Below are 25,688 nucleotides of genomic sequence, written 5' to 3'. Positions count from 1 at the left end.
TTGACACGTTACTACTCCTCGATGCTACCACCAGCAGCTTCGATAGCTTGCTTAGCACCTTTAGTCACTTTAATACCTTTGAAAGTATAAGCTTTAGTGACTTCGCCTGATAGCATTACACGAGCACGTTTCATATCGTGACGGATAAGGTTAGCAGCTTTAAGTGTTTCAAGGCTAACTACATCGCCTTCAATTTTATTCAGTTCAGAAAGACGTACTTCAGCAGTCTTCATAGCCAGTTTACTGGTAAAACCAAATTTTGGTAGACGGCGATATAGAGGCATCTGACCACCTTCAAATCCTGAGCGAATGCTAGAACCTGAACGAGATTTCTGACCTTTTACACCACGACCACCAGTCTTACCAAGACCTGAACCGATACCACGACCACGACGTTGGGCAGTTTTCTTCGCGCCAACACCTGGTGATAATTCATTTAATCTAAGACCCATTACGCTTCCTCCACTTTTACCATGTAGTTAACGCGATTGACCATACCACGAGTCGAAGGAGTATCTTCTACTACTACAGTATGATTAATACGGCGTAAACCCAATCCTTTCAAGCTCGCTTTGTGGCTCTTTAGGCGATGGGCACCCGATTTAAATTGAGTGACTTTCATTTTTTTCATCGTAACTCACCTAGTCTAAGTTAACCCAAGATTTCGTCTACAGATTTACCACGTTTAGCTGCCATCTTCTCTGGAGTTGACATATCACGTAAACCGTTAAACGTTGCGCGAACAACGTTAGCAGTATTGGTAGAACCATAACATTTAGTCAAAACATCTTTGACACCAGCAACTTCTAATACAGCACGCATTGCGCCACCAGCGATTACGCCAGTACCTTCAGATGCAGGTTGCATATAGACTTTACTAGCACCATGACGTGCTTTGATTGGATGATGCAAAGTTGCATCATTTAGCTCAACAGTAATCATATTACGTTTGGCAGCTTCTAGTGCTTTTTGGATAGCAGCTGGCACTTCACGTGCTTTACCACGACCAAAACCTACACGACCATTGCCATCGCCCACTACAGTCAATGCAGTGAAAGAGAAAATACGACCACCTTTAACAACTTTCGCTACGCGATCAACGGTAACTAAGCGTTCTACTAGACCGTCAGTCTGTTCATTTTTATCATTTTTATCATTTCTAGCCATGATTAAAACTCCAATCCGTTTTCGCGAGCAGCTTCTGCTAAAGCTTTAACTCGACCATGATATTTGAAACCACTACGGTCAAAGGCAACTTTAGTAATGCCAGCTGCTTTTGCGCGTTCTGCGATCATTTGGCCTACAGACGTTGCTGAATCAGCATTACCAGTCGCGCCTGAACGCAAGCTGCTGTCTAAGGTAGATGCCTGAGCAATCACTTCACCACCATTTGGAGAGATAATCTGGGCATAAATATGTTTTGACGTGCGGTTAACCGTTAAGCGATGAACGCCTAAGAAACGGATATGCGCGCGTGTTTTCTTAGCTCGACGCAGACGAGCTGCTTTTTTATCAAACATTTCAACTCACCTTATTTTTTCTTAGCTTCTTTGCGAATCACATGCTCGTCACTATAACGAATACCTTTACCTTTGTAAGGCTCAGGTGGGCGGAAACCACGGATGTTGGCGGCTGCTTGACCAAGCTGCTGTTTATTGTTTGATTTCAAAACAATTTCAGTTTGCGTTGGCGTTTCAGCTGATACACCTTCAGGTAACGTATACTCTACTGGATGAGAATAACCAACGTTCAAGGTTACCTTGTTACCAGTAACTTGCGCGCGATAACCAACACCAATCAACTGAAGACGTCTTTCAAAGCCTTCGTTCACGCCAGTAACATAGTTGTTAACAAGAGCGCGCATGGTGCCAGTGTGCATCATAGCTTCTTTCGAATCGACTGTAGGTGAGAAAATGATAGCATCATCTTCCTGTTTCAGCTCGACCAATTCATGCAGGCGTAAAGACATAGAACCGTTCTTGCCTTTAACTTCGACCTGCCGATCGTTCAAAGTAACGCTTACGCCGTTTGGCAGCGTCACTGGGGCTTTAGCCACACGAGACATAGGAATATTCCTTAAAAAATTTAACTTCTTTATATTAGCGAAAAAACTAACAGGCTAAAAAGCGTGTTAGTTTAGCATAGTTGACTGTGTTAGACATCTATCAATTCGAAATAATTTAATATTACTCAATCAATAGAAGCCTAACAACCATCAAATAGACTTCATCGTCGTATAGCTTACGCTACAAATGCGACGATTTCACCACCGATACCAGCAGCGCGTGCAGCACGATCGCTCATGATACCTTGGCTAGTAGATACGATAGCAACACCCATACCTTGCTTAACAGTAGGGATAGCGTCTTTACCGCGGAACTGGCGTAAACCAGGACGGCTATAACGTTGGATAGTTTCGATGACAGCACGGCCTTCGAAATATTTCAATTCAATAGTAAGGGTTGCTTTGTTGTTTTCTTCTTCAGCAACAACAGCGCTAGCCACATAACCTTCGCTAACTAGCAAATCAGCAATTGATTTACGTAATTTAGAGCTCGGCATTGCTACCGATACTTTGTTAGCCATTTGTGCGTTACGGATACGGGTTAGCATATCCCCAACGGTATCTTGCATACTCATATAGTTACTCCTTACCAGCTTGCTTTACGAACACCAGGCACATCGCCTTGCATGACACGCTCACGCAGCATATTGCGTGACAAGCCAAACTTGCGGAAGTAACCGTGAGGACGACCGGTGATAGCACAACGATTACGCAGACGTACTGGTGATGAGTTGCGTGGAAGAGCTTGTAGCTCTAACATCGCTTCCATACGAGTTTCGTCACTTGCAGTCATATCACTGATAGTTTCTTTTAGCTTGATACGCTTTTCAGCATATTTAGCAACCATTTTTTCGCGCTTTAATTCGCGGTTAATCATGCTCTTCTTTGCCATAACGTCTTTACCTTATTTAAATGGGAAGCCGAATGCTTTAAGCAACGCACGACCTTCTTCATCAGATTGAGCTGACGTGGTGATTGTCACATCCATACCACGGATACGATCAATCTTGTCAAAATCTACTTCTGGGAATACGATTTGTTCTTTGATACCCAATGAGTAGTTACCACGTCCGTCAAAGGCTTTAGGTGAAAAACCGCGGAAATCACGAATACGAGGAATTGCAATGGCAACGAGACGATCTAAAAATTCGTACATTTGCTCACCGCGTAGCGTTACTTTACAGCCAATTGGCCATTCTTCACGAATCTTAAAGCCAGCAACTGATTTACGCGCTTTGGTGACAACAGGTTTTTGACCAGCAATCGCGGTCATATCAGCTACAGCACCTTCCAACAATTTCTTGTCTTGAGACGCGCCGCCTACACCCATGTTAAGTGTGATTTTAGTGATTTTAGGCACTTGCATCACATTTGCCAAACCAAGCTCTTCTTTGATTTGCTGCTTTAGTTCATCGTTATATAAAGATTTTAATCTTGCCATTACCATTACACCCTTAGTGTCTTACGCAGTCGCCACTACTTCACCGCTTGAACGATAGACGCGTTGTTTCTTGCCGTCTTCGCCAAACTGATAAGTAATACGGTCTGCTTTTTGGGTTTGCGCATTTAAGATTGCGACATTTGAGATATGCAGAAAAGCTTCTTGCTTAAGAATGCCACCTTCAACGCCAGTTGCCTGATTTGGCTTCTGATGTTTAGTAACAATATTAATGCCTTCAACTTTAATACGATCGTTTTTTACAGCTTGTACAGTACCCTGCTTGCCTTTGTCTTTCCCAGCAATCACGATAACTGTATCGCCTTTACGTAATTTTGACATGGATTACCTCACAATACTTCTGGTGCTAGTGATACAATTTTCATAAACTGATCACCACGTAGTTCACGAGTTACCGGTCCAAAAATACGAGTTGCAATCGGCGCTTTGTTTTGGTTCAACAATACCGCAGCATTGTCATCAAAACGTAACACAGAACCATCTGGACGACGAACGCCTTTTTTGGTACGTACAACTACTGCATTCATCACGTCGCCTTTTTTAACACGACCACGAGGAATGGCTTCTTTAACCGTTACTTTAATAATGTCGCCAACTGATGCATAACGACGATGAGAACCACCCAGTACTTTAATGCACTGAACTCGCCTTGCACCGCTATTGTCTGCAACTTCCAGCATTGACTCAACCTGAATCATAGCGTTACTCCACACGTATGAGCAATAAAAACCAGTTGCTGCCGCTAGCACAGAATGAGTAGGACGGCATTTTAATATAAATAACCGCGACTTACTCTTAATGTGAGTGATATACGCTCGGCGCAATCAGCATCCTTAAAAAGGCGGCTATTTTAACAGCTTCTGGCTTTTAATGCAATTTACTTAGATTTTTTCTACTTTTTCAACCACATCAACTAAAGTCCAAGACTTAGTTTTTGAGATTGGACGCGTTTCTTTGATGCGGACAAGGTCGCCTTGTTGGCAAACGTTATTCTCATCATGAGCTTTGATTTTCGTAGAACGACGAAGCTGCTTGCCATACAAAGGATGACGAACCAGACGCTCAATCAAAACTGTGATGGACTTGTCCATCTTGTCGCTGACAACTCGTCCTGTCAATACGCTAGCATTGGTAGCTGTTTGATTGTTATCGCTCATGAGTCGCCTCGTTGTTTCTCGTTAATCAAAGTCTGAAGCTGGGCAATCGTGCGACGATTGGCTCTAACTTCATGGGTATTACCCAACTGACCAGTTGCTTTAGCCATACGAATACGGAAAGCATCAAGTTGCTTTTCATCAAGTAACTGGGTCAGTTCTTCTAATGATTTATCACGTAATTCACTGATCTTCATTACATTATCGTCCGCTTAACAATGGTAGTTTTAAAGGGCAATTTTGCTGCAGCGAGCGTTAATGCATCACGAGCAAGCTCTTCAGATACCCCTTCAATTTCATATAGCACTTTACCAGGTTTGATTTCGCATACCCAATATTCTACTGGACCTTTACCTTTACCCATACGTACTTCTAATGGTTTGTTGGTAATTGGTTTGTCAGGGAATACACGAATCCAAATCTTACCGCCACGCTTAATTTTACGAGTGATGGTACGACGTGCTGCTTCGATTTGACGAGCTGTCATACGACCACGCGTCAATGATTTTAGACCAATTTGTCCGAATGCAACGGTGCTTCCACGATGAGCTAGCCCAGTGTTACGACCTTTGTGCATTTTACGAAACTTGGTACGTTTTGGCTGTAACATAGTTTAACCTCTGTCTGAGTTTCGACGGTTTCCACGACCACGGCGTTTTGGCGCACGAGTCTGCTCTTCTTTGACGGGATTATATACACTGTTCATACCGTCAAGGATTTCGCCACGGAAAATCCAAACTTTAACACCGATGGTGCCGTAAGTTGTCTCTGCACGAATTGACGAGTAGTCAATATCAGCACGGAGTGTATGCAATGGCACACGACCTTCACGGTACCATTCACTACGAGCAATCTCAGCACCGCCTAGACGGCCAGACAGCTCAACCTTGATACCTTTAGCACCAGAACGCATGCTGTTCTGTACTGCGCGTTTCATCGCACGACGGAACATAACACGACGCTCAAGCTGGCTACCGATGCCGTCTGCTACCAAACGTGCATCAAGGTCAGGTGACGTGATTTCTTCAATGTTGACCTGAGCAGGTACGCCCATAATTTTGGTCAATTCTTTTTGAAGTCTTTCGATATCTTCGCCTTTCTTACCGATAACAATACCAGGACGCGCAGTGGCGATGGTAATCTTAGCAGCGCCAGTAGGACGCTCGATCATGATGTTGCTGATCATAGCGTTGTCTAGCTTTTTGCGTAGATATTCACGAACTTGAATGTCGTTGATGAGGTATTCTGAGTATTGTTTAGGGTTAGCATACCAGTTTGCGTTATGCTTTTTTACAACACCAAGACGAATTCCGATTGGATGTACTTTTTGACCCATAACTTATTCTCCTACCTTTATAGTGATGTGACAAGTACGCTTGCTGATACGATCAGCACGGCCTTTGGCACGTGGTAGGATACGTTTTAGCGTAATGCCTTCATCAACATAGATAGTAGCGACTTTTAGGTCGTCAATATCTAAGCCGTGATTATGTTCGGCATTGGCGATGGCTGAGTTAAGGCATTTCTTAACAAACACAGCGCCTTTTTTATTGCTATACGTTAGGATATCCAAAGCACGCTCAATAGATTTGCCACGAACTTCATCAGCAACGAGTCTAACTTTTTGTGCCGATATGGCGGCACCGCGTAATTTTGCAGTTACTTCCATGGTAAGCACCTTATCTCTTAGCTTTTTTGTCAATGCCGTGACCACGATACGTACGAGTTGGGGCAAATTCACCTAGTTTATGACCAACCATCTGCTCGCTCACGATAACCGGTACATGAGTACGGCCGTTGTGAACAGATAAAGTTAGGCCAACCATTTGTGGCAGAATCATCGAGCGGCGCGACCAAGTCTTAATTGGCTTGCGTGAGTTGGTGTCTAATGCATTCTCAACTTTAGCAAACAAGTGCGCGTCTATGAATGGACCTTTTTTCAATGAACGAGGCATGAAATTCTTCCTTTATTTCTTCTTGGCGCGACGGCGGATGATCATGTTGTCAGTACGCTTATTGTGACGCGTTTTAAGTCCTTTAGACTTCTGACCCCAAGGGCTGGTTGGATGGCGACCTTTGTTACGACCTTCACCACCACCGTGTGGGTGATCAACCGGGTTCATAGCGACACCACGAACAGAAGGACGAACACCACGCCAACGTGAAGCACCGGCTTTACCAAGTGATTTCAAGTTGTTTTCAGTGTTAGAAACTTCACCAATAACAGCGCGGCAATTTACGTGTACACGGCGAGTTTCGCCAGAACGTAGACGTAGAATAGCATAAACACCGTCACGACCTAGTAACTGAACGCTAGCACCCGCAGAACGAGCCATCTGTGCACCTTTACCGATTTTAAGTTCGATATTGTGAATCACAGTACCCAATGGGATGTTTTTTAGCGGTAAGCAGTTACCTGGGCGAATTGGAGAAGTCTCGCCTGACATTACTGTATCACCAACTACTTGTTTCTTAGCAGCGATAATGTAACGACGTTCGCCATCAGCATACTTAAGTAGAGCAATATGAGCAGTACGGTTAGGATCGTATTCGATACGCTCTACCGTTGCTGGGATATTGTCTTTAGTACGTTTGAAATCGATAATGCGATAATGTTGCTTATGACCACCGCCAATGTGACGAGTAGTAATGCGGCCATTATTGTTACGACCACCTGACTTGCTTTTTGATTCTAGAAGTGCTGCAAACGGACGACCTTTGTACAGGTGTGGATGCACTACTTTTTCAACAAAACGACGGCCTGGTGATGTTGGCTTTGCTCTTACGATAGGCATGAGTGTAATCCTTATTCGTTATTCGCTGTTTCACTAGTAGAATCAGTAGTATTCGCTACTTCTTCACCAGCATCAGCCATTTGTACATCTTGACCAGCTTTTAAGGTAACATAGGCTTTTTTGTAGTCGTTACGACGGCCGATGCTTTTACCAAAACGCTTTGTCTTACCTTTAACATTCAAAGTGTTTACTTTAGTAACTTCAACACCTTCAAACATCAACTCAACTGCTTTCTTGACTTCAAGCTTAGTAGCATTAGAATCAATTTTAAATACCTGCACACCAAGTGAGTCGCCAAGCATTTGAGATTTTTCTGAGAATACAGGCCCTCTTAAGACCTGATAAAGTCTTGCGTTATTCATGCTAGTGCTTCCTCAAATTGTTTCGCAGCTTCAACTGACATGATCACTTTATCAAATGCGATCAAGCTCACTGGGTCCACTTCATTTGTACCAAGTACATTGACGTGTGGAATGTTGCGAGCAGCTAAGTATAAGTTTTCATCAACTTCTTTAGTAACGATTAGTGCACGAGGTGCATTCAAATCGTTTAACTTAGCAATCAGTTCTTTGGTTTTCGGCCCAGAAACGCTCAACTCTTCTACCAAAATCAGACGCTCTTGACGAATCAATTCTGCTAGGATGCACTGCATCGCACCGCGATACATTTTACGGTTTACTTTCTGTGACCAATCTTGTGGTTTTGCAGCGAATGCACGACCACCTGAACGCCAGATTGGGCTACGAATAGAACCCGCACGAGCGCGACCAGTACCTTTTTGGCGCCATGGCTTAATACCACCGCCAGAAACTTCGGCACGTGTTTTTTGTGCGCGTGTACCTTGGCGAGCACCAGCTAAATAAGCGGTGACGACTTGATGCACTAGTGCTTCGTTGAATTCACGACCAAATGCCGTATCAGAAAGCTCAACCGCCGCACCTGTAACTGTTTTTAAATCCACGTTAATCCCCTTGCTTAGGCTTTGACTGACGGACGTACGATAACATCGCCACCGGTGGCACCTGGGATAGCACCCTTGATGACAAGTAACCCTTTTTCGGCATCAACCGAAATCACTTCTAGGCCCTGAACGGTAACACGTTTGTTACCCATCTGACCCGCCATCTTCTTGCCTTTGAATACTTTACCTGGTGACTGGTTTTGACCAGTTGAACCATGCGCACGATGAGACACTGAGTTACCATGAGTAGCATCTTGCATACTAAAGTTGTGACGCTTAACAGGGCCTTGGAAACCTTTACCTTTGCTCTGTCCTGTCACATCAACCATCTGACCTTGTTCGAACAAGTCAGCTAGAATCTCGCCACCAATCTCACGACCTTCAAGATCGCTTTCGTTGGCACGGAATTCCCAAACACCACGGCCAGCTTTAACACCAGCTTTAGCGAAGTGACCCTTTTGTGCAGCTGTTACGCGGCTGTCACGACGAGTACCTGTGGTAATTTGGATGGCTTGATAACCATCTACATCAGTATTTTTTACTTGAGTAATGCGGTTTGCATCGACCTCAACAACTGTTACAGGGATAGATGCGCCTGTTTCAGTGAAGACACGGGTCATGCCGCACTTTTTACCGACTAAACCGATCGCCATTTTAGACCTCTTTATATCTTATATTAATGGGTTGGGTGTTTAATGTGCATTAACCCAAAGCAATTTGAACGTCAACACCCGCCGCTAAATCTAATTTCATTAGCGCATCCACAGTTTTGTCAGTTGGCTGAACGATATCAACCATACGCTTATGAGTACGGATTTCGTACTGGTCACGAGCGTCTTTGTTAACGTGTGGTGAGGTTAGAACGTTGAAGCGCTCAATGCGAGTCGGCAACGGTACAGGACCACAAACTTGCGCACCGGTGCGCTTTGCAGTATCAACAATCTCTTGTGCAGATTGATCAATCAGACGATGATCAAAAGACTTAAGACGGATACGGATTCTCTGGTTAGCCATGCCAGCAAGCTCCTAATATGTGCCTTTGTCATTCTTGCGTCGCAAGACCATGATCAAAAGCAGTTTGGTTAAATATTCACTTAAAGCGGCCTTCTGTTCTTAACCAGAATGAGTTCTTTATCCGAACTTATAGCGTGCCAAAAGCAAAATAGTTTAAAGCCCCGCCAACCCTCCTATTAATTGGAAAGTAGCAAAGGCATAATGAAATAGTGCTAGAAACGATGCTCTAGCTGTCATAGCGCCAGCTTTTTTTATTCAGCTGCGCATATATAATTCAGTGGTGTATATTATACATAGTATTTTAGGTATTGCAAGAGCAATCTCTAGTATCATTAGAGATGCTCCTTCTTATACTGGCCACTAATCACACAAATAGTTTCATCTAAAATTATTATTTGTTTTTAATAAAATTAATCTAAAACAATATCATACTGCTCTTGGGTATATAGATTCTCTACATCAAAAGTAATGACCCTACCCAGTAGATACTCTAAATCAGCCACTGTGTCTGACTCTGTTGTGAGTAGTAAATCAATGACTGCTGCATGAGCTACTACTGTGAACTTTTTGGGAGAATTATAAGTACGGGCGCAGCGCATAATCTCGCGGAAAATCTCAAAGCAAACGGTCTCTGCGGTTTTGACAAACCCTCGACCTTGGCAAGTTGAGCACGGTTCACAAAGCTGCTGGCCCAACGACTCACGCGTGCGCTTACGTGTCATCTCTACTAGTCCAAGCTCACTAACCTGAGTAATTTTGGTTTTTGCATAATCTTGAGTAAGCTGCGCCTGTAAGCTCTCAAGCACATCATCTTTATGCTGTTGCTCAAGCATATCGATAAAATCTAGAATAATAATGCCGCCTAGATTACGTAAGCGCAACTGTTCGAGCGATAGCATGTGTGGCTTCTAGATTAGTCTTATAAACCGTATCCTCTAATGAGCGACCGCCTACAAAAGAGCCTGTATTAACATCAATCGTGGTCATTGCTTCGGTTTGATCGATAATCAGATAGCCGCCAGACTTGAGATCGACACGGCGCTTTAATGCGTCACGCAAGTCATCTTCAACACGGTGTACATCGAATAGCGACTGCTCAGCAGTGTAATGCACAATACGATCATAGACAAATGGAACAAACTCTTTAGCAAAGTATCTGACTTGCTCATAGATTTGCGTATTATCAATGATGACTTTTTCGGTATCAGCGTGAACCAAGTCACGAATAGAACGTAATGGTAATGACAGTTCTTGATAGATCAGCTCTGAGCTCTGATGATGATTAATCTCTTGGCGACGAGCACAGATAGTACGCCATAGCTGCAATAGATAATAGATGTCCTCTTCTAGCTTATCGACAGGAACACGCTCAGCAGCGGTACGGGCAATCAGTCCACCTTTTAGATTGACCGTCTGCATCAGGCTACTAAGTTCGGTCTTTAATCGGCTACGCTCTTCTTCACCATCGATACGCTGCGATATACCAATATGATCACTCGATGGCAAATATACTAGATAACGTGATGGCAGCGAGATATTGGTGGTTAGACGAGCACCTTTACTTCCTAACTGGTCTTTGGTTACCTGTACTAAAATACGCTGACTTTCATGCAGACGATGCTGAATCAATGTTTTAGACGCTGGTACGATCTCCGTACTTTGCGCACTGACAATAGGCGGCGTCACAGCCAAGCTATCAGCAGAAGCCTTGGCAGTCGCATCGTCCTCATTTATCTCGTGCTTAGTGGCCTTAGCCGCTTTGTTTTTTTCTGCAGCGGGTCGTGGTTCACGCTGCATATCGTTGACATGTAGAAATGCGGTCCGTGATTGACCAATATCTACGAAGGCTGCCTGCATACCAGGAAGGACACGTACGACCGTCCCCAGATAGATATTGCCGACCAACCCCAGTTTGTGATGTCGTTCAATATAAATCTCGCCCAAGATACCATTGTCTAAAACCGCAACACGGGATTCCATTGGACTAATATTAATCAGCAGCTCTTCGGACATAGTTTTTTCTCTTATCTCTCAGCTTTCTTATTAGACGGTCATCGCCTATTAGATTGACAGTGTAACAAATGCGACTTGCTCTTGCCCATTACCCTACCGTGTCATTATGTGCATATCTCATTATAACGGGTTGACTGTGTCCATACTGCCTTCTGTCATTTCTTTGATTAGTGCCAGCGTTTGCGCCAGTGGCAGACCAACGACATTGGTATAGCTGCCATTAATACGACTAACCCATGCCGCACCCAGTCCTTGAATGCCGTATCCACCCGCTTTGTCAGCTGGCTCTCCACTATCCCAGTAGTCGCTCATCATTTGTGTCGTCAATGGTATAAAGGTCACTTCCGTACGTTCAGTGATTCGCTGCTGATTAACAATTTGCAAGCAATGTGTAGGTTGTGATGGGCTTTGCTCTGCTTTAGGCAATAACTGTACTTGAGTCGCTTGAACGGCAGTCCATACTTCGTGAACGTTATCAGACATACGCTGCCACATACTATATGCGTGCTCGCGATCGATAGGTTTGACCAATACTGTCTTACCATCCGACAGCACGCCAATGGTATCAGAAGTCAAAATAATAAACGGTGAGGTGAGATTATCGTGATCCGCTTGAGAGGTATCGCTTAATTGTTGTATCGCGGCATCGGCTTTGGTTGCGACCATGCGTTCGATATAGTCTGTTGGCGACTCATTATCTAACGGCGTCTCATCAATATCCACGCTTAAGATAGTAAAGTCTAGTTGCGCTCTTTCTAGTAGCTCACGACGACGCGGAGAGCCAGATGCCAAAACGATATCCATCGATATTCTCTTCATTTATAAATTTATGATGTGTGTGGTCATACAGTATTGTGGGCCGAGCAAGCTAAGCTGTTAATCAGAGTAACAGCTATAACTAGTGATTCATTAACGCGAAAACTTGCGCAAAGCAAACAGCACGAGTGGCCAGCTAATGATACTCATAAACAATGACAAAGCAGACTGAGCGACAAAGACGTTTTGAATAAACATCTGTAGTATCCATAGATTTAACTGAAAGACAATCAGCCCTAGACTAGCAATTAACCAAGCGCTAACGGTATTCAACTGTCTGACATAGATACTGGTAATTTTGATAACCAGTGCAACCACAACAGCGGCAAAAGCTTGCTGTCCTAAATGGGTATCCATCAATAAATCAGCAATCAATCCAACCGTAAATGCGGTAAAAATACCGACATAGCGCGGCTGAAACAGTAACCAATAGATCAGTACCATGATCATGACCATGGGACGCAGTGTGGCCATACTTGGACTTAATGGATAGACATTGAGCGATGATGCAGCGATGAAACTCAGAACAATCACAACTATCAATAGTACCGTGGCATTCTCAGAATCAGGATACGACATGGGTACTTACCTTAGCGAGTGTTTGATGGTTGCTGTGATATTGTTGATTGGATATTGGCAAGGTGGATACCATAAATGGAAAGCTTTAAAACATTAATAAGCCAGCTAATTAGCCGTCAATACTGTGGCTTACGTCATTATCTACGGGGCACTAGCAGTAGCATTGTTCTCATTTAACAGCTTGTCTTGAAGTATTAGTACATAGGCATTGTCAATAAAGTTAGCTGCTGGAGTAACTTCGATCGTTCTAAAGTTATCGGTTTGCTCGTCTTTGACATGCGCGATACGCCCTACTCGATAGCCTGCCGGAATACGACCGCCCAATCCTGACGACACTAGCTCATCACCTACTCGCACATCCGATGTTTTGAAGACGTAATTGAGACTTAATGAAGATGGAATACCTTGGCCTGTGACGATAGCACGCTGACCAGTACGCTTAACGGTAACCGCAACTGACTGCTGCTCATCTGTAATCAACAACAGACGGCTAGTATTCGGATAGACATTGATAATCTGTCCTAATACACCGTCTTCATCGATGACCGTTTGCCCAACTTGTACGCCATCTTGCTCACCTTTATTAAGCACGACAATTTGTCTGAGCAAATTGGTATCTGTACCAATGACTTGCGCCAAATTAAGATCGAACTGCTCAGGCTTGGTGGTAGATAAGATACCTTGCAGACGTGCATTCTGCGCCAAAATATAATCTTGCTGTTGTAGCTTGGCATGTGCATGTATCAATTGCGACTTTAGCTGCATGTTTTCGCGACGCAGTGCTTCTTTTGATTGCAGACTACCACTAGCCCAATGCTTGGCATAGCTTGGTAATAGAGACAGCTCATAGATTGGCTGCATGGCGGCATGACTGGTGCTACGTACGGGCTTGAACCAATCAGAGTTTTTGCTATCAAACCACATCAAGATTAAGGCTGCTATCAATACGATAACAGTCTTACGAAGTGATAACGGCTGGCGAGCGAAAATACTTGGAGTCATAAGTCGTCTGATTTAAGGATTCTAAAATGAACAATAGCACTTATTTACAGCATGAGTGTTTATCGAGGATATTGGGTTCTAGCACAAATGAATGCAATTAAAGGTAGCACAATCGGCTACCTTTAATTTTATATATAGTCAATTTTCTATAAATTGGGTACGGTGTCAGTCACGCTCAGCCTACTACTTGTAGTACTTTCGCTCGGCTTTCCTGTATCCAAGTTATATTGAACCGACTATATTTATAGTTTCATCATTCACATAAATCATCATATATTGCCAAGACTATATATCAATTAAGGATAAATATGAATTAAACAAAAATCATGTTTAAACTTTTGTTATTGATGAAATCAAGCGCGATACCACCACCACGGCTAACGCAGGTTAATGGATCTTCTGCTACCGTCACTGGCAAACCAGTCTCTTGTGAGATAAGTTTGTCTAAGTCACGTAATAGCGCACCGCCGCCTGTCAATACGATGCCACGCTCAGCGATATCTGATGACAACTCTGGCGGAGTCTGCTCAAGTGCTACTTTTACAGCGCTAACAATACCGCTCAATGGATCAGTCAACGCTTTTTGCACTTCTTCTGAATTGACAGTAAAGGTCTTTGGCACACCCTCTGCCATGCTACGACCACGAACTTCTACTTCTAGTTGGCTGTCTTCATTCAATGCAGAACCGACTTCTTTTTTGATACGCTCAGCAGTCGTCTCACCGATGACACAACCATGCGTACGGCGTACATGAGTGATTATCGCTTCATCAAACATATCACCACCGATACGAATCGACTCAGCATATACGCAACCAGACAGGGCGATAACAGCAATCTCAGTTGTACCACCACCGATGTCCACCACCATAGAACCACTGGCTTCATGAACTGGCATACCAGCACCGATAGCCGCAGCCATCGGCTCTTCTAGCAATAGTACTTTGCTCGCACCTGCTGATGACACTGCCTCACGAATCGCCTTACGCTCAACTAGAGTAGACTTACATGGTACACAAACCACGACGTTAGGCTGTGCCATAAAACGCTTGGCTTTTACTTTAGCGATAAAGTGCTTAAGCATTTTTTGCGTCACTTCAAAATCGGCAATGACGCCATCTTTTAATGGGCGAATCGCTGTGATATTGGCGGGCGTACGACCGAGCATCTGCTTGGCATCGATACCAACAGCGGCGACGGTCGGGTTCTGAGTACGATTGCTTCGTAACGCGACCACCGTAGGCTCGTCAAGCACGACGCCTTTATTAGGAATAAAAATTAGGGTGTTCGCAGTACCGAGGTCGATAGCGATATTATTTGATAAAAATCCAAACAGGTTCATGACTAATATATCCAGCGTCTTACGAATGAGGCGAATGAGATTGACTGAGGTGTTACTCGTCAGTGTTGAGCAGGTCGTCGTTAAACATTACTTGTGGCAACAGTTAATCATCCCAACAAGTCAAAATCCAAACTATAATGATGAAATGAAAAAACTGAGCTAAATTATACCGATTTAGCTCAAAAAAAACATAGATATTTGCATCAGTAAGTAAGGATTTTTGTCTTAGACGCCAAAAGTTGTTACAAAGTTTGAAATAGTAGTGAATATCATTCAACTCAATGAAACATCATTTAATCTGATAACTAACAAGGCTCTACAGGCAGATGAATGTTTTGCTTAATAGCAGATGCATACTGTAACGTATTTTAGAAGCTAATTGGAGAGCAATTAAGGAACAATGATGAATTAGGGGGTCAGTTTTGCAATTCTCTGTAAATCATTGTGTCTTAATTGGCATTATGGCTCGGCTAGCACCATATCTTGTTTAATATTACGTCTTTATCAATTCAGTCTCTTGGTTGAGATTGTGCATCAATCAAGCGTCATGCTCTGTAAACTTGAGTCAGATGCTTTATAATAAGCCCACTTACTATTTATTTCTATTTTAGTTGTTTCTATTTTAGCGCTTACGTATTTTCGTTTTCGTAACCAACTACTCTAACAAAAACTGTCCTTAACTGGAGAAACTATGTCTCAGCAACCAGCAACGTCTGACAGCAACGTCAGCCGTGAAGAAATCCTAGAAGTTGCCAACCTTGCCCGCTTAGGTGTCGATGAAAGTACAGCCGATAGCTATGCTGATGATATCAGTAAAGTATTAAAACTGATGAATACGCTATCTAACGTTGATACCACAGACATCAAGCCACTAGCCAATATCCATGAAGCTTGCCAAGAGCTGCGTGCTGATGTAGCAAAACACGATATCAATCGTGAGCGTAATCAGTCAGTCGCACCTGCCGTAGAAGAAGGCTTATATCTAGTGCCTCAGGTGATTGAATAATAGTGGCTGAGTAATACAATCACGCATTTGCCATTACCTCATTTTATTTTATGCTATTAACATTTTGACGGACGACACCTTATGTCTGAACTTCATTTATTAAGTACCGAGCAGCTCATTACTGGCTTACAAAACAAACAATTTAGCAGCGCAGAATTAACCGAGCATTACATCAAGCGTATCGATGCGCTAGACAGTAAGATCAATAGCTTTATCACTCATACTTCTGAGACAGCACGCGCACAAGCGAAAGCAGCAGACGAGATGCGTGCACAGGGCGATCAGCGTCCACTACTTGGCGTACCAATGGCGCACAAAGACATCTTTTGTACTCAGGGCGTACTGACCACTTGTGGCTCAAAGATGCTACACAACTTTGTCTCACCATATGACGCGACCATCGTTTCTAACATCGATAAAGCTGGCATGATTAGCTTAGGTAAACTCAATATGGATGAGTTTGCGATGGGCTCAGATAACAGTAGCTCTTACTACGGCACTGTACAGAACCCTTGGAACCTAGAGCGTGTCCCTGGTGGCTCGTCAGGTGGTAGTGCTGCCGCCGTTGCCGCAGGTTTTGTCCCTGTTGCTACCGGTAGTGATACGGGTGGCTCTATTCGTCAGCCTGCTTCATTCTGTGGCCTAACAGGTATCAAACCTACTTATGGCCGTGTGTCACGCTTCGGTATGATTGCCTACGCCTCAAGTCTAGACCAAGCAGGTAGCATGGGACGCAGCGCTAAAGATTGTGCCTATCTGCTTCAACCAATGATTGGTCATGATCCGCGCGATGCAACTTCTATCAAATACGAAATGCCTGACTACGTACAAGACATCAATGATGCAGAAGCCGCTGCTGGTGATAAGCCATTTGAAGGTCTTCGTATTGGTGTGGCCAAAGAATACTTCGGTACAGGACTTGATAGCGAAGTTGAGCAAGCAGCACGTGCCGCGCTCAAAAAATACGAAGAGCTGGGCGCAACGATTGTAGAAGTGAACATCACTGATCCTGAGATCACGCTTGCCACTTACTACATGCTAGCGCCTGCTGAAGCGTCATCGAACCTATCACGCTTCGATGGCGTACGTTTTGGCTATCGCTGTGAGAACCCAACGGACCTTATCGATCTATACACACGCTCACGCTCTGAAGGCTTTGGCCCTGAAGTACAGCGCCGTATTTTGACAGGGACTTATGCGCTATCGGCTGGCTACTTCGATGCTTACTATACTAAAGCACAGAAGATTCGCCGTTTAATCGTTAAAGACTTCGACGAAGCCTTTGCTAGTTGTGATGTGATTGCTAGCCCAACTGCACCGACTGCGGCTTATAAGCTCAGTGAAGACCTAGATCCTGCAACGATGTACTTAGGTGACGTTTATACCATCGCGGTCAACCTAGCGGGTCTACCTGCCCTCAGTCAGCCAGTTGGTTTGACGACAGAAGGCCTCCCTATTGGCTTGCAATTAATCGGTAAGCACTGGCAAGAGAGTCAACTGCTCACGACTGCGCACCTGTTCCAGCAGCATACTGATCATCACCTACAACACTCTACCATCGCAAAGGAGACGGTATAATGAGTACAGCTACTACTGATAACAATGCCGTCCGTGAACACGCCGTGCGTAAAGAGCTATTTGTCGATGGCTATGAAGTGGTCATCGGTATCGAGATTCACTGCCAGCTAAATACGGAAAGTAAGATCTTCTCAAGTGCGCCGACTGACTTTGGTCATGAGCCAAACAGCCAAGCAAGTATCGTCGATCTAGGTCTACCTGGCGTATTACCAGTGCTAAATGCTGGTGTGGTCGATCGCGCATTAAAATTCGGTATCGGTGTCAATGCTGAGCTGGGGCTGTTTAATACGTTTGACCGTAAAAACTACTTTTACCCTGACCTGCCTAAAGGCTATCAAATCACTCAGATGGCCAATCCTATCGTAGGTGAAGGCTACATCGATGTCGTGGTAAATGAGGGCGAAAAGAACGAATATCCGAAGCGTATGGGTATCACTCGCGCACATCTAGAAGAAGATGCAGGTAAATCTGTCCATGACGCAGTCGATGGTATGACTGGTGTGGATTTGAACCGTGCTGGTACGCCATTGATTGAAATCGTCTCTGAGCCAGATATGCGCTCTGCTCACGAAGCACTTGCCTACATCAAAGCTATCCATCAGCTAGTCACGTGGCTAGGTATCTCAGACGCAGTGATGGCCGAAGGCTCATTCCGCTGTGACTGTAACGTCTCTGTGCGTAAGCCAGGCGCTGATCTCGGTACGCGTACTGAGCTAAAGAACCTAAACTCGTTCCGCTTTATCGAGCGTGCTATCAATCGTGAAATCGAACGTCAAATCGATATCTTAGAAGATGGCGGCAAAGTCGTACAAGCAACGATGCTGTATGATCCAGAGCGTGATGAAACGCGTACCATGCGTACCAAAGAAGACGCTAACGACTATCGCTACTTCCCTGATCCTGACTTGCTGCCTGTCCGTATCGAGCAGCATACGGTTGATGCGATCAAAGCAGCAATGCCAGAGCTACCAGTCGCTCGCCGTGCACGCTTTGAAGAAGCGCTTGGTCTGTCAGAATACGACGCTCGTATCTTGACTGGCAGTCGTCAAATCGCTGATTACTTCGAAGATGTAGTGGCTGAAATCGGTCAGCAAGATGCCAAAATGGCTGGTAACTGGGTCATGGGTGACTTACTCGGTGCCCTGAACAAAGATGACACTGACATCATCGACTCTCCTATCAGCGCCAAACAATTGGCTGGCATGCTCAAGCGTATCAAAGATGACACGCTATCTGGCAAATTAGCTAAGAAAGTCTTTAGTGCTCTATATGAACGCGAAGGCGGCGATGGCGATGACGCAGCAGATAAAATCATCCAAGACAAAGGCCTCAAGCAAGAAACCGATACTGGCGCTATCAAAGCGATGGTAGAAGAAGTCATCGCAAAAAATGAAGCGATGGTCGAAGAATATCGCGGCGGTAAAGAAAAAGCCTTTAACGGTCTAGTCGGTCAGGTCATGAAAGCCAGTCGCGGTAGTGCTAACCCACAGCAAGTGAACCAAATTCTAAAAGAATTATTGGGCTAACATTGGCTGCTAAGCGATTATACTGACTATGCTATGCAGAATAATATTGTAGAGTTTGGCTACTATAAATAGCCCTTGCAATATACATAATTTTGCGTAAAATAGTCAGTCACTCGGGGCGTAGCGCAGTCTGGTAGCGCACTACACTGGGGGTGTAGTGGTCGCAGGTTCAAATCCTGCCGTTCCGACCAAACATAGCAGTAATAAGAAAAGCCAATCATTGTTTTCAATGGTTGGCTTTTTTTTGTGCTAAATTTGTTTAGTTAGTTTGTAGTGTACTAAATAGAAAGTGAGATAGACTCGTTCAATCTAAAGATGTAGGAATATAAATTATGAGTTTAATGGATAAACCTAAAACAGACTTCTACAAAGAATATGTATCCATAAAAGATTTTCTTTTCTACGTTGCATTCACTCAAAAAGAAACAGTTAGCGACGTTGCTTCATGGTTACTTTACAACGCCTTTTCAAAGGATATTACATCTTATGAAATTGATCGGCACTACAGAGTCTTTAAAGGTAGGATAAAATCTGGAGCTGATAAAAACATAGAAAGATTTTTTGAACAGATTACCTTTGATGGTTACCATGCTTACTATGCATATGTATGTTTCATTAGAGACAAAGAAGACGGTATAGATAGTAGCCATTGGAAAGATAGCTTTATAAACGAAGATTACTATAAATTAGTTTATTCCAACTTCTACCTAAATGAAGCAGAGCTTTACGAGTTAGATTACATAAAAGGCTTGAATCTCAATTTTGATCAAGCAAGTGATTATATTTATCATACTTATAGCTGTGATGGTATTGATTCTACGGTAAAGCCTGAGGGGGGGTTCTAGCGGTATGGGTTGGCGTCCTATCACTTTACAACAGAAAAAAATAAATTTAGCTAAAGAGCGTGATAAAGATGTCCCACAACCTAAGCTGTCATTAGAGACATTAACCAAGGCTATAGATCTTATAGCATCAATGCCTAATGAGATACCACAAAAAGAAGCGCTAACAAAAACTATAAATGAAGAAGTTAGTAGTAGAAGCCAAGATAAAAAATTGATAGCAATGTTAGCGATTTTACTTGCTCAAAAATCCAATGTATTCCAAGTAGGTAATAGACCTAATGCGACACAGATAAATGAAGCTATCGTTAACCTTGCACAACAAGAACTACAAGTTATTGATGATGATATGTTTGGACTAAAAGGTAATACAGCTAAAATAAGCAACGCCATTAAAGAGTATTCTCACATTATTAAAAATAAGCTGAAAGATGAACTTTAACTTTAATTAATCAACCTTAATTTATTCACTAACTTCACCTCATAAACTAGCAAGCATAAGCCGTAGCAATCAAGTTACGACAAATATGGAGCTAGACACATGAAACAGAAAAATCACATCCCAACGAATCCAAAGCAAAAGCCATCTCAATATCAGCCTAAATGGCAACTCTCTCTACTTAAAGCAGTAATTAGCATTCTACTACCCTACCTGCTATCGACGCCTGATATCAGAATTCACATCCATCACATTAGTATCATGTTTTGAAGCCGAAAAGCTGAGCACTGCCCTAGCAGATACTTGTCATCTATAGACTTTTATAGAGCGAGCCGTTAGGGTAAATGCTATATCTCTACACTGGTTTACTCTATGTCCGAGCTTGTCAATCAGCCCATATCTAATCGCCTCATGAATGACGCTCCTTGGGAACGTTACCGCCGACCCTATGTGCGTGATTTGGCTTATGTACTGGCATGCCCCAATGTTTTGACGCAGTGGCTAGACTTTGCGCTGCATCAGATTACACATACCGTTGCCGTGCATAGCGCACAATTTTGGCAGACGCAGTTTGAGGCGTATAAGCAACGATTAGTAAAGCTAGACACCACTGCCGCCTATCAAGAGCTGACTCGCTATTTACTCAAACGCCCAAGTCCCAATCGACTGGGTTTTCATTTTGAAGGCTTAGTGTCATATTGGTTAGAGGATGGGTTCGCACGCAAGCTGCATCCGTATGAGACACTGGCTAGCAATGTGCAGCTCTATAATGGCAAGCAGACGACAGGTGAGCTTGATTTAATTTTGTATAACCATACAGAACAGCTGGTTGAACATTGGGAGCTAGCCATTAAGTTTTTTATGGGGTCAGCACCTTTTGAGCCTGTAAACTGGGTTGGGATTAATTCTAATGATAATCTACAGCGCAAGATGACACACATGCAAACCAAGCAGTTTCGAGCGGTGTGGGTAGATACGGAAAATCATGGACAGGTAAAAATCGATAAGCGTTATGGCGTGATCAAAGGCCGATTCTTTCTACCGATTAACACAACTGGTTGCGGTGATTATGACTGGCCATATTGGCTAACGCCGAGTTTTCCAATACATGAATGGTGTGATAAGAGGGACATGGCAGGTCTTGCAACGATTGACACTACAGATTTGCGAGCCGCGCATTATATTGAATGGTTCACCAAGCGCGACTTTTGTGATGAGCGAAATGCTTATGATGGTCGGCAGCAGCCGATAGTTTGGTCAGATAGCGAGCTACCTAAAACAGGTTTATATTTTGAAGGTAATCGACCAATCGTTATTTATCCAAGGCAGTCAGACCAAATCGATGAATAACTTTAGCTAACCTAAACTTTTAAAATGAAACTGCTTGGATAATATTCTGTTCTTAACAATCGGACAGCTTTCACAGAATGCTTAATAGCTCTCAATCACTTGCATTAGCTCATATCTAAGCATATCGGCACTCGGCATACGCTCAGCGTGGAAGCGCACCATCGCAATACCTGCACTGGCAAGTGCCTTATCTTTTTTATCATCCGCTTTTTGGCGAGCTTTGCTGCTATGCGTCCAGTCATCAAGCTCGATAGCGACCAAGGTAGTCTGAGCATCGACATCCACAATCACATAGTCAACACTTTGACGACAAATACGATTGAACCAAAAGCTACGCTCTGATGTCTCGCTACTATTGGCTTCAATGATCCGTGACAGCTGTACTTGGACAAATATGTGATACTCCGGCAGCGCATTTTTTAACTTATTAAAAAATATCACTTCCGTATCAGTCATAATCGGCATCGGCGCGAATGGCCAAATAGCCAACTCATCACCGCGCACAGGTTTTGGATCAGGCTCAACGACAGGGCGCTTCGTCAGTAGTGTTGGTAGCAGCTTCGGTAACGTAATCAGCCCCAAAAACCCAACGGCCAATATTAAAAATATAACACCAAACGACATGGTTCTACCTTATACAATATGAGAGTGATGGGCTAATTGTCATTATTAATAGCAATTAATAATGCGCCGACCACGACAAGGCAACCTATATAGGCTGACAGGTTATACAACAACGAATTATAAAAATGGCGCTCATCTTAACTAAGGCAGCGCCAATCAGCAATCTATAAAACAAAAAACACGACAGTATTTGTCGTGTTTTTATATAAAGTAGATAAAAGTCGCATTGAGACCGTTAGAAACGCTCTAGCTTAACGCCAGTAAAGCACCCAAGCACTGGTCGTATTTACCTTAGGATCGCTATTGATTTTATCTTTTAGTGCCAATGCTGCGACTTTGCCACGTTCAGGCCCAACCACAACACGCACTCCACGACTGGTGGCACTGGTCTTGACTTGATAACCTGCTGCTCGGAACTTTTTCGCTAACTCATCGGCTTTGGCTTGGTCATTTGCTAGAGCCACTTGCACTCCAAAGCTACCCTTAGCGTCTGTTTCTTTGACTTCTTTACGCGCTTCACTCAGTTTTTGCTGCGCTTCACGTTTTGCATCGGCAGATTTCTTCGCGAGTGCCTCTTCTTGCTGACGCTTCTTCTCACGTGCTTGTTCAGCGGCCGCCGCTTCACGCTCTAAACGCTGTACCTGTTTGCTCGATGGGATGGTGATACTTTGACCCAGTTGTAGCGCTGCTGATGGAGATAGGTTGTTGGCTTGAGCCAATACTTCTACAGGCATATTGTATTGTCTTGCCAGTTTTATGAGTCCGTCACCTTTCTTGATTTGATATTCAGAAGGCGATTTTGGTGGCTCGTTTTTAGCCGCTTCAGCTGCTTCTCTTTTTCTCTCAGCCGCAGCTTGGGCTTCAGCCTGCTTTTTTGCTTCGGCTAGTTTCTCTGCCTCCGCTTGTTTTTTGCTCTCAGCAAGTTTTTTGGCGGCCGCTTGCTCTTTGATAGCCACTTGCCTTTGGGCTTCTTGTTGCTCTTGAGCCGCTTTTTGCTTCTCGGCTTCGCTAGACTTTGTAGTATCAGTAGCAGACTGACTCTCCGTACGAGGCTGAACGGTCAGATCTGTCGTAACGTCTTTTGTAGACTCTGTATTGGTAGTTTCGTCAGTAGCTGGCGCACTATTATCGACATATTGCTGGCTCTCAGCACGTGCCTTAGCCAATGCTTCTGCCTCAGCAATCTCTTGCTCTGTCAGAAACTCTTTTGCACGTTTTTCTTGCTCTGCAACGCGGGCTGCACGCTCTTTTTGCTTTTGCGCAAGGATACGTTTTTCTGTCTCGATATCAGTTGTGAGCGGCTGCGGAGACTCTTGCTCCGAGCTTAGTTTGTCGACCATCGCTGACATCGGCTCTGGTTGGTCGCTATCGCCAATCTGTTGCACCATGGCGTATAGCATCACGCTACCGCCGATAATCATCCCAATGCCCAATAAGGCTTGTCTCGAAAAGTTCATCCGTTTACGTCTCTTAGTTGGTAATAAGGTTGATTGAGCGGTGCAGCGACTATCTCAAAGCAGTATATCAAATCGCTTCAATCATGATCTCTTACCGCCAGTTACTGTCAGTTAATGCCATCAAAGTTCAAAATTTGTGCCGACCGTCTTCTACCAGTCTGGCAAATCATTTTGATTATAAAGCATATTTTTCATGCTGTCTGCTATCAGGCTACGACTAAGATTAACATTAAACAGGCACTACTTTAACTTAAATTATCATACGCTAAGGGCACTTAACGCTTCCCCAATCGTATGGAACGAACCGCATACGACGATAAGGTCTTGCGGTTGGCTCGCCTCTATCACTGAATGGGTCGCTGTATGCAAACCATCGAACGCATATATATTGGTGCTATCAACATATTTGGCCAAGACATCTTGCAGTTGCTCAGTAGTCGCGGCACGAGGGTAATCAATCTCAGCGACAAACCAGTCACTAATTGGTAAGCCTGCTTGGGTTAAGCGCTGCACAACCTTATCGATATCTTTATCACCTAACATAGAAAATAGCATTTTTATCTTTGGTGTAGGGATATCCGCTGAGCTATTTTGATTACTTTGCTTGGCTACATGCTGCTGCCAAAACGGTAATAGCTGTGCTAGTAAGAACTCAACGCCTTGCTCATTATGCGCCACATCAAACAACCAATGGCGGCTATGGCTCTCACGATAATCGAAGCGACCTGCCAGTTTGACAGTTTGTAGCGCTTGCTCAATCGCATTGATATCGACATCTAATGGACTTGCTAATACTGCTGATAGTGCATTTGCGGTGTTAGTCAACGATAACGCAGGACGTGGTAACTGCAAGGTAACCGCTGCATTACTGTATTGCCAAGTCGTTGAATTAATATCGCGGTAGCTAAAATCTTGTCCAATCTGATAACAAGTTGCCTGCTGAGTATCGATGGATTGTTGCACGCTAGCTGGCATCTCAGTAGCACCATAAATCAGAGGAATACCTTTGCGCAAGATACCTGCTTTTTCGCGGCCAATATCCTCAACATTGTCACCCAACCAGTCAACGTGATCGATACCGATATTGGTAATGACTGCCATGTCAGGATCAATAATATTGACCACATCTAGCCGTCCACCCAGTCCCACTTCTAATACCCACACGTCACAATCTGCCTCAGCGAATATCAATAGCGCTGCTAGTGTGGTCATCTCAAAGAACGACAACGTCAACTCGCACTGTAAGCGTGCTGCTTCTACTTTGCTAAAAGCCTCAATCAGCGTCTGGTCGCTGACCATCTCGCCATTGATACGTACACGCTCATTGAAAGCGCTAAGATGTGGCGACTGATATAGTGCCGTCTTATAACCTGCGGCTTTACACATTTCGGCAATGACAGCAGTTGTAGAGCCTTTGCCATTGGTACCTGCCACAGTAAATACATAAGCGTCATCGTTAGCTGACTGCACCACGCCTAACTCTTCTGCAACAGGCAATACACGTGACAATCCCATGTCGATTGCAGACACATGAATCTGCTGCATATAATCGAGCCACTCAGTTAGGCTAGCACTTTCATTAGGACTATGGACGTTGGGGCTGCGAAGGTCAGATGCTAAAAGGTCAGACATGAATAGAACCTATATAAAATTTAATAAGAGATAA

Annotated in this window: 35 protein-coding genes, 1 tRNA gene and 1 pseudogene; 8 read left to right on the top strand and 29 right to left on the bottom strand. The window is 43.9% G+C overall.

All coding sequences use genetic code 11. The features are described from left to right. Positions 1-11: 11 nt before the first annotated feature. The 26 genes and pseudogenes from rplO to SJY28_RS06200 all read right to left on the bottom strand — a co-directional run bounded on the left by rplO (position 12) and on the right by SJY28_RS06200 (position 15,200). A complete protein-coding gene (gene rplO, locus SJY28_RS06325) occupies positions 12-452 on the bottom strand; it encodes a 50S ribosomal protein L15 (protein WP_057758719.1) in 441 nt (146 codons plus the stop codon). Further along, positions 452-631 carry a 50S ribosomal protein L30 gene (gene rpmD / locus SJY28_RS06320; protein WP_057758718.1) on the bottom strand — a complete coding sequence of 60 codons (180 nt, stop codon included), beginning with the start codon at positions 629-631 and terminating at the stop codon, positions 452-454. The genes rplO and rpmD overlap by 1 nt, the downstream gene beginning before the upstream one ends. 20 nt (positions 632-651) lie before the next feature. Continuing rightward, positions 652-1,167 carry a 30S ribosomal protein S5 gene (rpsE, locus tag SJY28_RS06315; protein WP_057758716.1) on the bottom strand — a complete coding sequence of 172 codons (516 nt, stop codon included), beginning with the start codon at positions 1,165-1,167 and terminating at the stop codon, positions 652-654. A 2-nt stretch (positions 1,168-1,169) separates the two neighbouring features. Continuing rightward, the gene (rplR, locus tag SJY28_RS06310) at positions 1,170-1,520 is read right to left on the bottom strand and encodes a 50S ribosomal protein L18 (protein WP_057758713.1); all 351 of its coding nucleotides are present in this window, start codon (positions 1,518-1,520) and stop codon (positions 1,170-1,172) included. 11 nt (positions 1,521-1,531) lie between these two features. After that, positions 1,532-2,065 (bottom strand): 50S ribosomal protein L6, encoded by a 534-nt coding sequence (gene rplF, locus SJY28_RS06305; protein ID WP_057758710.1) that lies wholly within the window; start codon positions 2,063-2,065, stop codon positions 1,532-1,534. Between the two features lie 176 nt (positions 2,066-2,241). Further along, entirely contained in the window at positions 2,242-2,640 is a 399-nt protein-coding gene (rpsH, locus tag SJY28_RS06300) for a 30S ribosomal protein S8 (RefSeq protein WP_101204864.1), read from the bottom strand. Between the two features lie 11 nt (positions 2,641-2,651). Further along, positions 2,652-2,957 (bottom strand): 30S ribosomal protein S14, encoded by a 306-nt coding sequence (gene rpsN / locus SJY28_RS06295; protein WP_010196705.1) that lies wholly within the window; start codon positions 2,955-2,957, stop codon positions 2,652-2,654. Positions 2,958-2,969: 12 nt separating this feature from the next. After that, complete coding sequence (gene rplE / locus SJY28_RS06290) at positions 2,970-3,506, bottom strand: 50S ribosomal protein L5 (protein ID WP_101204865.1); 537 nt, start codon at positions 3,504-3,506, stop codon at positions 2,970-2,972. A gap of 21 nt (positions 3,507-3,527) precedes the next feature. After that, positions 3,528-3,845 (bottom strand): 50S ribosomal protein L24, encoded by a 318-nt coding sequence (rplX, locus tag SJY28_RS06285; protein ID WP_101204866.1) that lies wholly within the window; start codon positions 3,843-3,845, stop codon positions 3,528-3,530. Positions 3,846-3,853: 8 nt separating this feature from the next. Beyond that, the gene (gene rplN, locus SJY28_RS06280; protein ID WP_010196702.1) at positions 3,854-4,222 is read right to left on the bottom strand and encodes a 50S ribosomal protein L14; all 369 of its coding nucleotides are present in this window, start codon (positions 4,220-4,222) and stop codon (positions 3,854-3,856) included. Positions 4,223-4,405: 183 nt separating this feature from the next. Further along, positions 4,406-4,681, bottom strand: a complete 276-nt coding sequence (gene rpsQ / locus SJY28_RS06275; RefSeq protein ID WP_021813375.1) for a 30S ribosomal protein S17 — start codon at positions 4,679-4,681, stop codon at positions 4,406-4,408. After that, complete coding sequence (rpmC, locus tag SJY28_RS06270; protein ID WP_025644397.1) at positions 4,678-4,875, bottom strand: 50S ribosomal protein L29; 198 nt, start codon at positions 4,873-4,875, stop codon at positions 4,678-4,680. Before rpmC ends, rpsQ begins: the two co-directional genes overlap by 4 nt. Then, positions 4,875-5,288: a 50S ribosomal protein L16 gene (gene rplP / locus SJY28_RS06265; protein WP_025644399.1), complete on the bottom strand. Its 414-nt coding sequence runs from the start codon at positions 5,286-5,288 to the stop codon at positions 4,875-4,877. The genes rpmC and rplP overlap by 1 nt, the downstream gene beginning before the upstream one ends. 3 nt (positions 5,289-5,291) lie before the next feature. Further along, positions 5,292-6,014 carry a 30S ribosomal protein S3 gene (rpsC, locus tag SJY28_RS06260; protein ID WP_057758704.1) on the bottom strand — a complete coding sequence of 241 codons (723 nt, stop codon included), beginning with the start codon at positions 6,012-6,014 and terminating at the stop codon, positions 5,292-5,294. 3 nt (positions 6,015-6,017) lie between these two features. Further along, the gene (rplV, locus tag SJY28_RS06255; RefSeq protein WP_021813373.1) at positions 6,018-6,347 is read right to left on the bottom strand and encodes a 50S ribosomal protein L22; all 330 of its coding nucleotides are present in this window, start codon (positions 6,345-6,347) and stop codon (positions 6,018-6,020) included. 10 nt (positions 6,348-6,357) lie between these two features. After that, complete coding sequence (rpsS, locus tag SJY28_RS06250; RefSeq protein WP_010196682.1) at positions 6,358-6,633, bottom strand: 30S ribosomal protein S19; 276 nt, start codon at positions 6,631-6,633, stop codon at positions 6,358-6,360. A 12-nt stretch (positions 6,634-6,645) separates the two neighbouring features. Next, entirely contained in the window at positions 6,646-7,473 is an 828-nt protein-coding gene (rplB, locus tag SJY28_RS06245; protein WP_379543839.1) for a 50S ribosomal protein L2, read from the bottom strand. 11 nt (positions 7,474-7,484) lie between these two features. Beyond that, positions 7,485-7,835, bottom strand: a complete 351-nt coding sequence (gene rplW / locus SJY28_RS06240) for a 50S ribosomal protein L23 (RefSeq protein ID WP_057758700.1) — start codon at positions 7,833-7,835, stop codon at positions 7,485-7,487. Beyond that, positions 7,832-8,434 (bottom strand): 50S ribosomal protein L4, encoded by a 603-nt coding sequence (gene rplD / locus SJY28_RS06235; RefSeq protein WP_057758698.1) that lies wholly within the window; start codon positions 8,432-8,434, stop codon positions 7,832-7,834. Before rplD ends, rplW begins: the two co-directional genes overlap by 4 nt. Before the next feature lie 14 nt (positions 8,435-8,448). Beyond that, entirely contained in the window at positions 8,449-9,087 is a 639-nt protein-coding gene (rplC, locus tag SJY28_RS06230) for a 50S ribosomal protein L3 (protein ID WP_057758696.1), read from the bottom strand. Positions 9,088-9,136: 49 nt separating this feature from the next. Further along, the gene (gene rpsJ, locus SJY28_RS06225) at positions 9,137-9,448 is read right to left on the bottom strand and encodes a 30S ribosomal protein S10 (protein ID WP_010196670.1); all 312 of its coding nucleotides are present in this window, start codon (positions 9,446-9,448) and stop codon (positions 9,137-9,139) included. A gap of 410 nt (positions 9,449-9,858) precedes the next feature. After that, a pseudogene (locus tag SJY28_RS06220) lies at positions 9,859-11,461 on the bottom strand (ribonuclease E/G). 120 nt (positions 11,462-11,581) lie between these two features. Further along, a complete protein-coding gene (locus SJY28_RS06215; protein ID WP_379543838.1) occupies positions 11,582-12,265 on the bottom strand; it encodes a Maf family protein in 684 nt (227 codons plus the stop codon). Positions 12,266-12,370: 105 nt separating this feature from the next. Further along, positions 12,371-12,856 (bottom strand): rod shape-determining protein MreD, encoded by a 486-nt coding sequence (mreD, locus tag SJY28_RS06210; RefSeq protein ID WP_057758689.1) that lies wholly within the window; start codon positions 12,854-12,856, stop codon positions 12,371-12,373. A 141-nt stretch (positions 12,857-12,997) separates the two neighbouring features. Then, on the bottom strand, positions 12,998-13,858 hold the full coding sequence (mreC, locus tag SJY28_RS06205) for a rod shape-determining protein MreC (RefSeq protein WP_379543836.1): 861 nt from the start codon (positions 13,856-13,858) through the stop codon (positions 12,998-13,000). Positions 13,859-14,171: 313 nt separating this feature from the next. Then, entirely contained in the window at positions 14,172-15,200 is a 1,029-nt protein-coding gene (locus SJY28_RS06200) for a rod shape-determining protein (RefSeq protein ID WP_082624553.1), read from the bottom strand. A gap of 34 nt (positions 15,201-15,234) precedes the next feature. Between SJY28_RS06200 and SJY28_RS06195 the strand changes: the two genes are divergently transcribed. The 8 genes from SJY28_RS06195 (at position 15,235) to SJY28_RS06160 (ending at position 21,941) form a co-directional block, all read left to right on the top strand. Beyond that, on the top strand, positions 15,235-15,363 hold the full coding sequence (locus SJY28_RS06195) for a hypothetical protein (RefSeq protein WP_264757031.1): 129 nt from the start codon (positions 15,235-15,237) through the stop codon (positions 15,361-15,363). A gap of 528 nt (positions 15,364-15,891) precedes the next feature. Then, positions 15,892-16,206: an Asp-tRNA(Asn)/Glu-tRNA(Gln) amidotransferase subunit GatC gene (gene gatC / locus SJY28_RS06190; RefSeq protein WP_057758683.1), complete on the top strand. Its 315-nt coding sequence runs from the start codon at positions 15,892-15,894 to the stop codon at positions 16,204-16,206. Between the two features lie 81 nt (positions 16,207-16,287). Continuing rightward, a complete protein-coding gene (gene gatA / locus SJY28_RS06185) occupies positions 16,288-17,784 on the top strand; it encodes an Asp-tRNA(Asn)/Glu-tRNA(Gln) amidotransferase subunit GatA (RefSeq protein WP_341610543.1) in 1,497 nt (498 codons plus the stop codon). Further along, a complete protein-coding gene (gene gatB / locus SJY28_RS06180; protein ID WP_379543834.1) occupies positions 17,784-19,310 on the top strand; it encodes an Asp-tRNA(Asn)/Glu-tRNA(Gln) amidotransferase subunit GatB in 1,527 nt (508 codons plus the stop codon). The genes gatA and gatB overlap by 1 nt, the downstream gene beginning before the upstream one ends. 114 nt (positions 19,311-19,424) lie before the next feature. Further along, positions 19,425-19,501 (top strand) — tRNA-Pro (locus SJY28_RS06175). Positions 19,502-19,642: 141 nt separating this feature from the next. After that, complete coding sequence (locus tag SJY28_RS06170; protein WP_379543832.1) at positions 19,643-20,155, top strand: hypothetical protein; 513 nt, start codon at positions 19,643-19,645, stop codon at positions 20,153-20,155. A 4-nt stretch (positions 20,156-20,159) separates the two neighbouring features. Then, the gene (locus SJY28_RS06165; RefSeq protein ID WP_379543830.1) at positions 20,160-20,594 is read left to right on the top strand and encodes a hypothetical protein; all 435 of its coding nucleotides are present in this window, start codon (positions 20,160-20,162) and stop codon (positions 20,592-20,594) included. Between the two features lie 369 nt (positions 20,595-20,963). Continuing rightward, the gene (locus SJY28_RS06160; RefSeq protein ID WP_379543828.1) at positions 20,964-21,941 is read left to right on the top strand and encodes a DUF1853 family protein; all 978 of its coding nucleotides are present in this window, start codon (positions 20,964-20,966) and stop codon (positions 21,939-21,941) included. A gap of 81 nt (positions 21,942-22,022) precedes the next feature. On the opposite strand, the gene SJY28_RS06155 is transcribed toward SJY28_RS06160, so the two are convergent. From SJY28_RS06155 to folC, 3 genes are all read right to left on the bottom strand, one after another. Further along, positions 22,023-22,565 carry a DUF2726 domain-containing protein gene (locus SJY28_RS06155; protein ID WP_057758628.1) on the bottom strand — a complete coding sequence of 181 codons (543 nt, stop codon included), beginning with the start codon at positions 22,563-22,565 and terminating at the stop codon, positions 22,023-22,025. Between the two features lie 251 nt (positions 22,566-22,816). Then, the gene (locus tag SJY28_RS06150) at positions 22,817-24,022 is read right to left on the bottom strand and encodes a LysM peptidoglycan-binding domain-containing protein (protein ID WP_379543827.1); all 1,206 of its coding nucleotides are present in this window, start codon (positions 24,020-24,022) and stop codon (positions 22,817-22,819) included. A gap of 258 nt (positions 24,023-24,280) precedes the next feature. Next, entirely contained in the window at positions 24,281-25,654 is a 1,374-nt protein-coding gene (gene folC, locus SJY28_RS06145; protein WP_379543826.1) for a bifunctional tetrahydrofolate synthase/dihydrofolate synthase, read from the bottom strand. Between the last annotated feature and the right edge of the window lie 34 nt (positions 25,655-25,688).

This window comes from Psychrobacter sp. R86515 (genome assembly GCF_042466315.1).
In the GTDB taxonomy this organism is placed as follows: domain Bacteria; phylum Pseudomonadota; class Gammaproteobacteria; order Pseudomonadales; family Moraxellaceae; genus Psychrobacter.
This window is presented reverse-complemented; position numbering and strand designations above follow the sequence as displayed.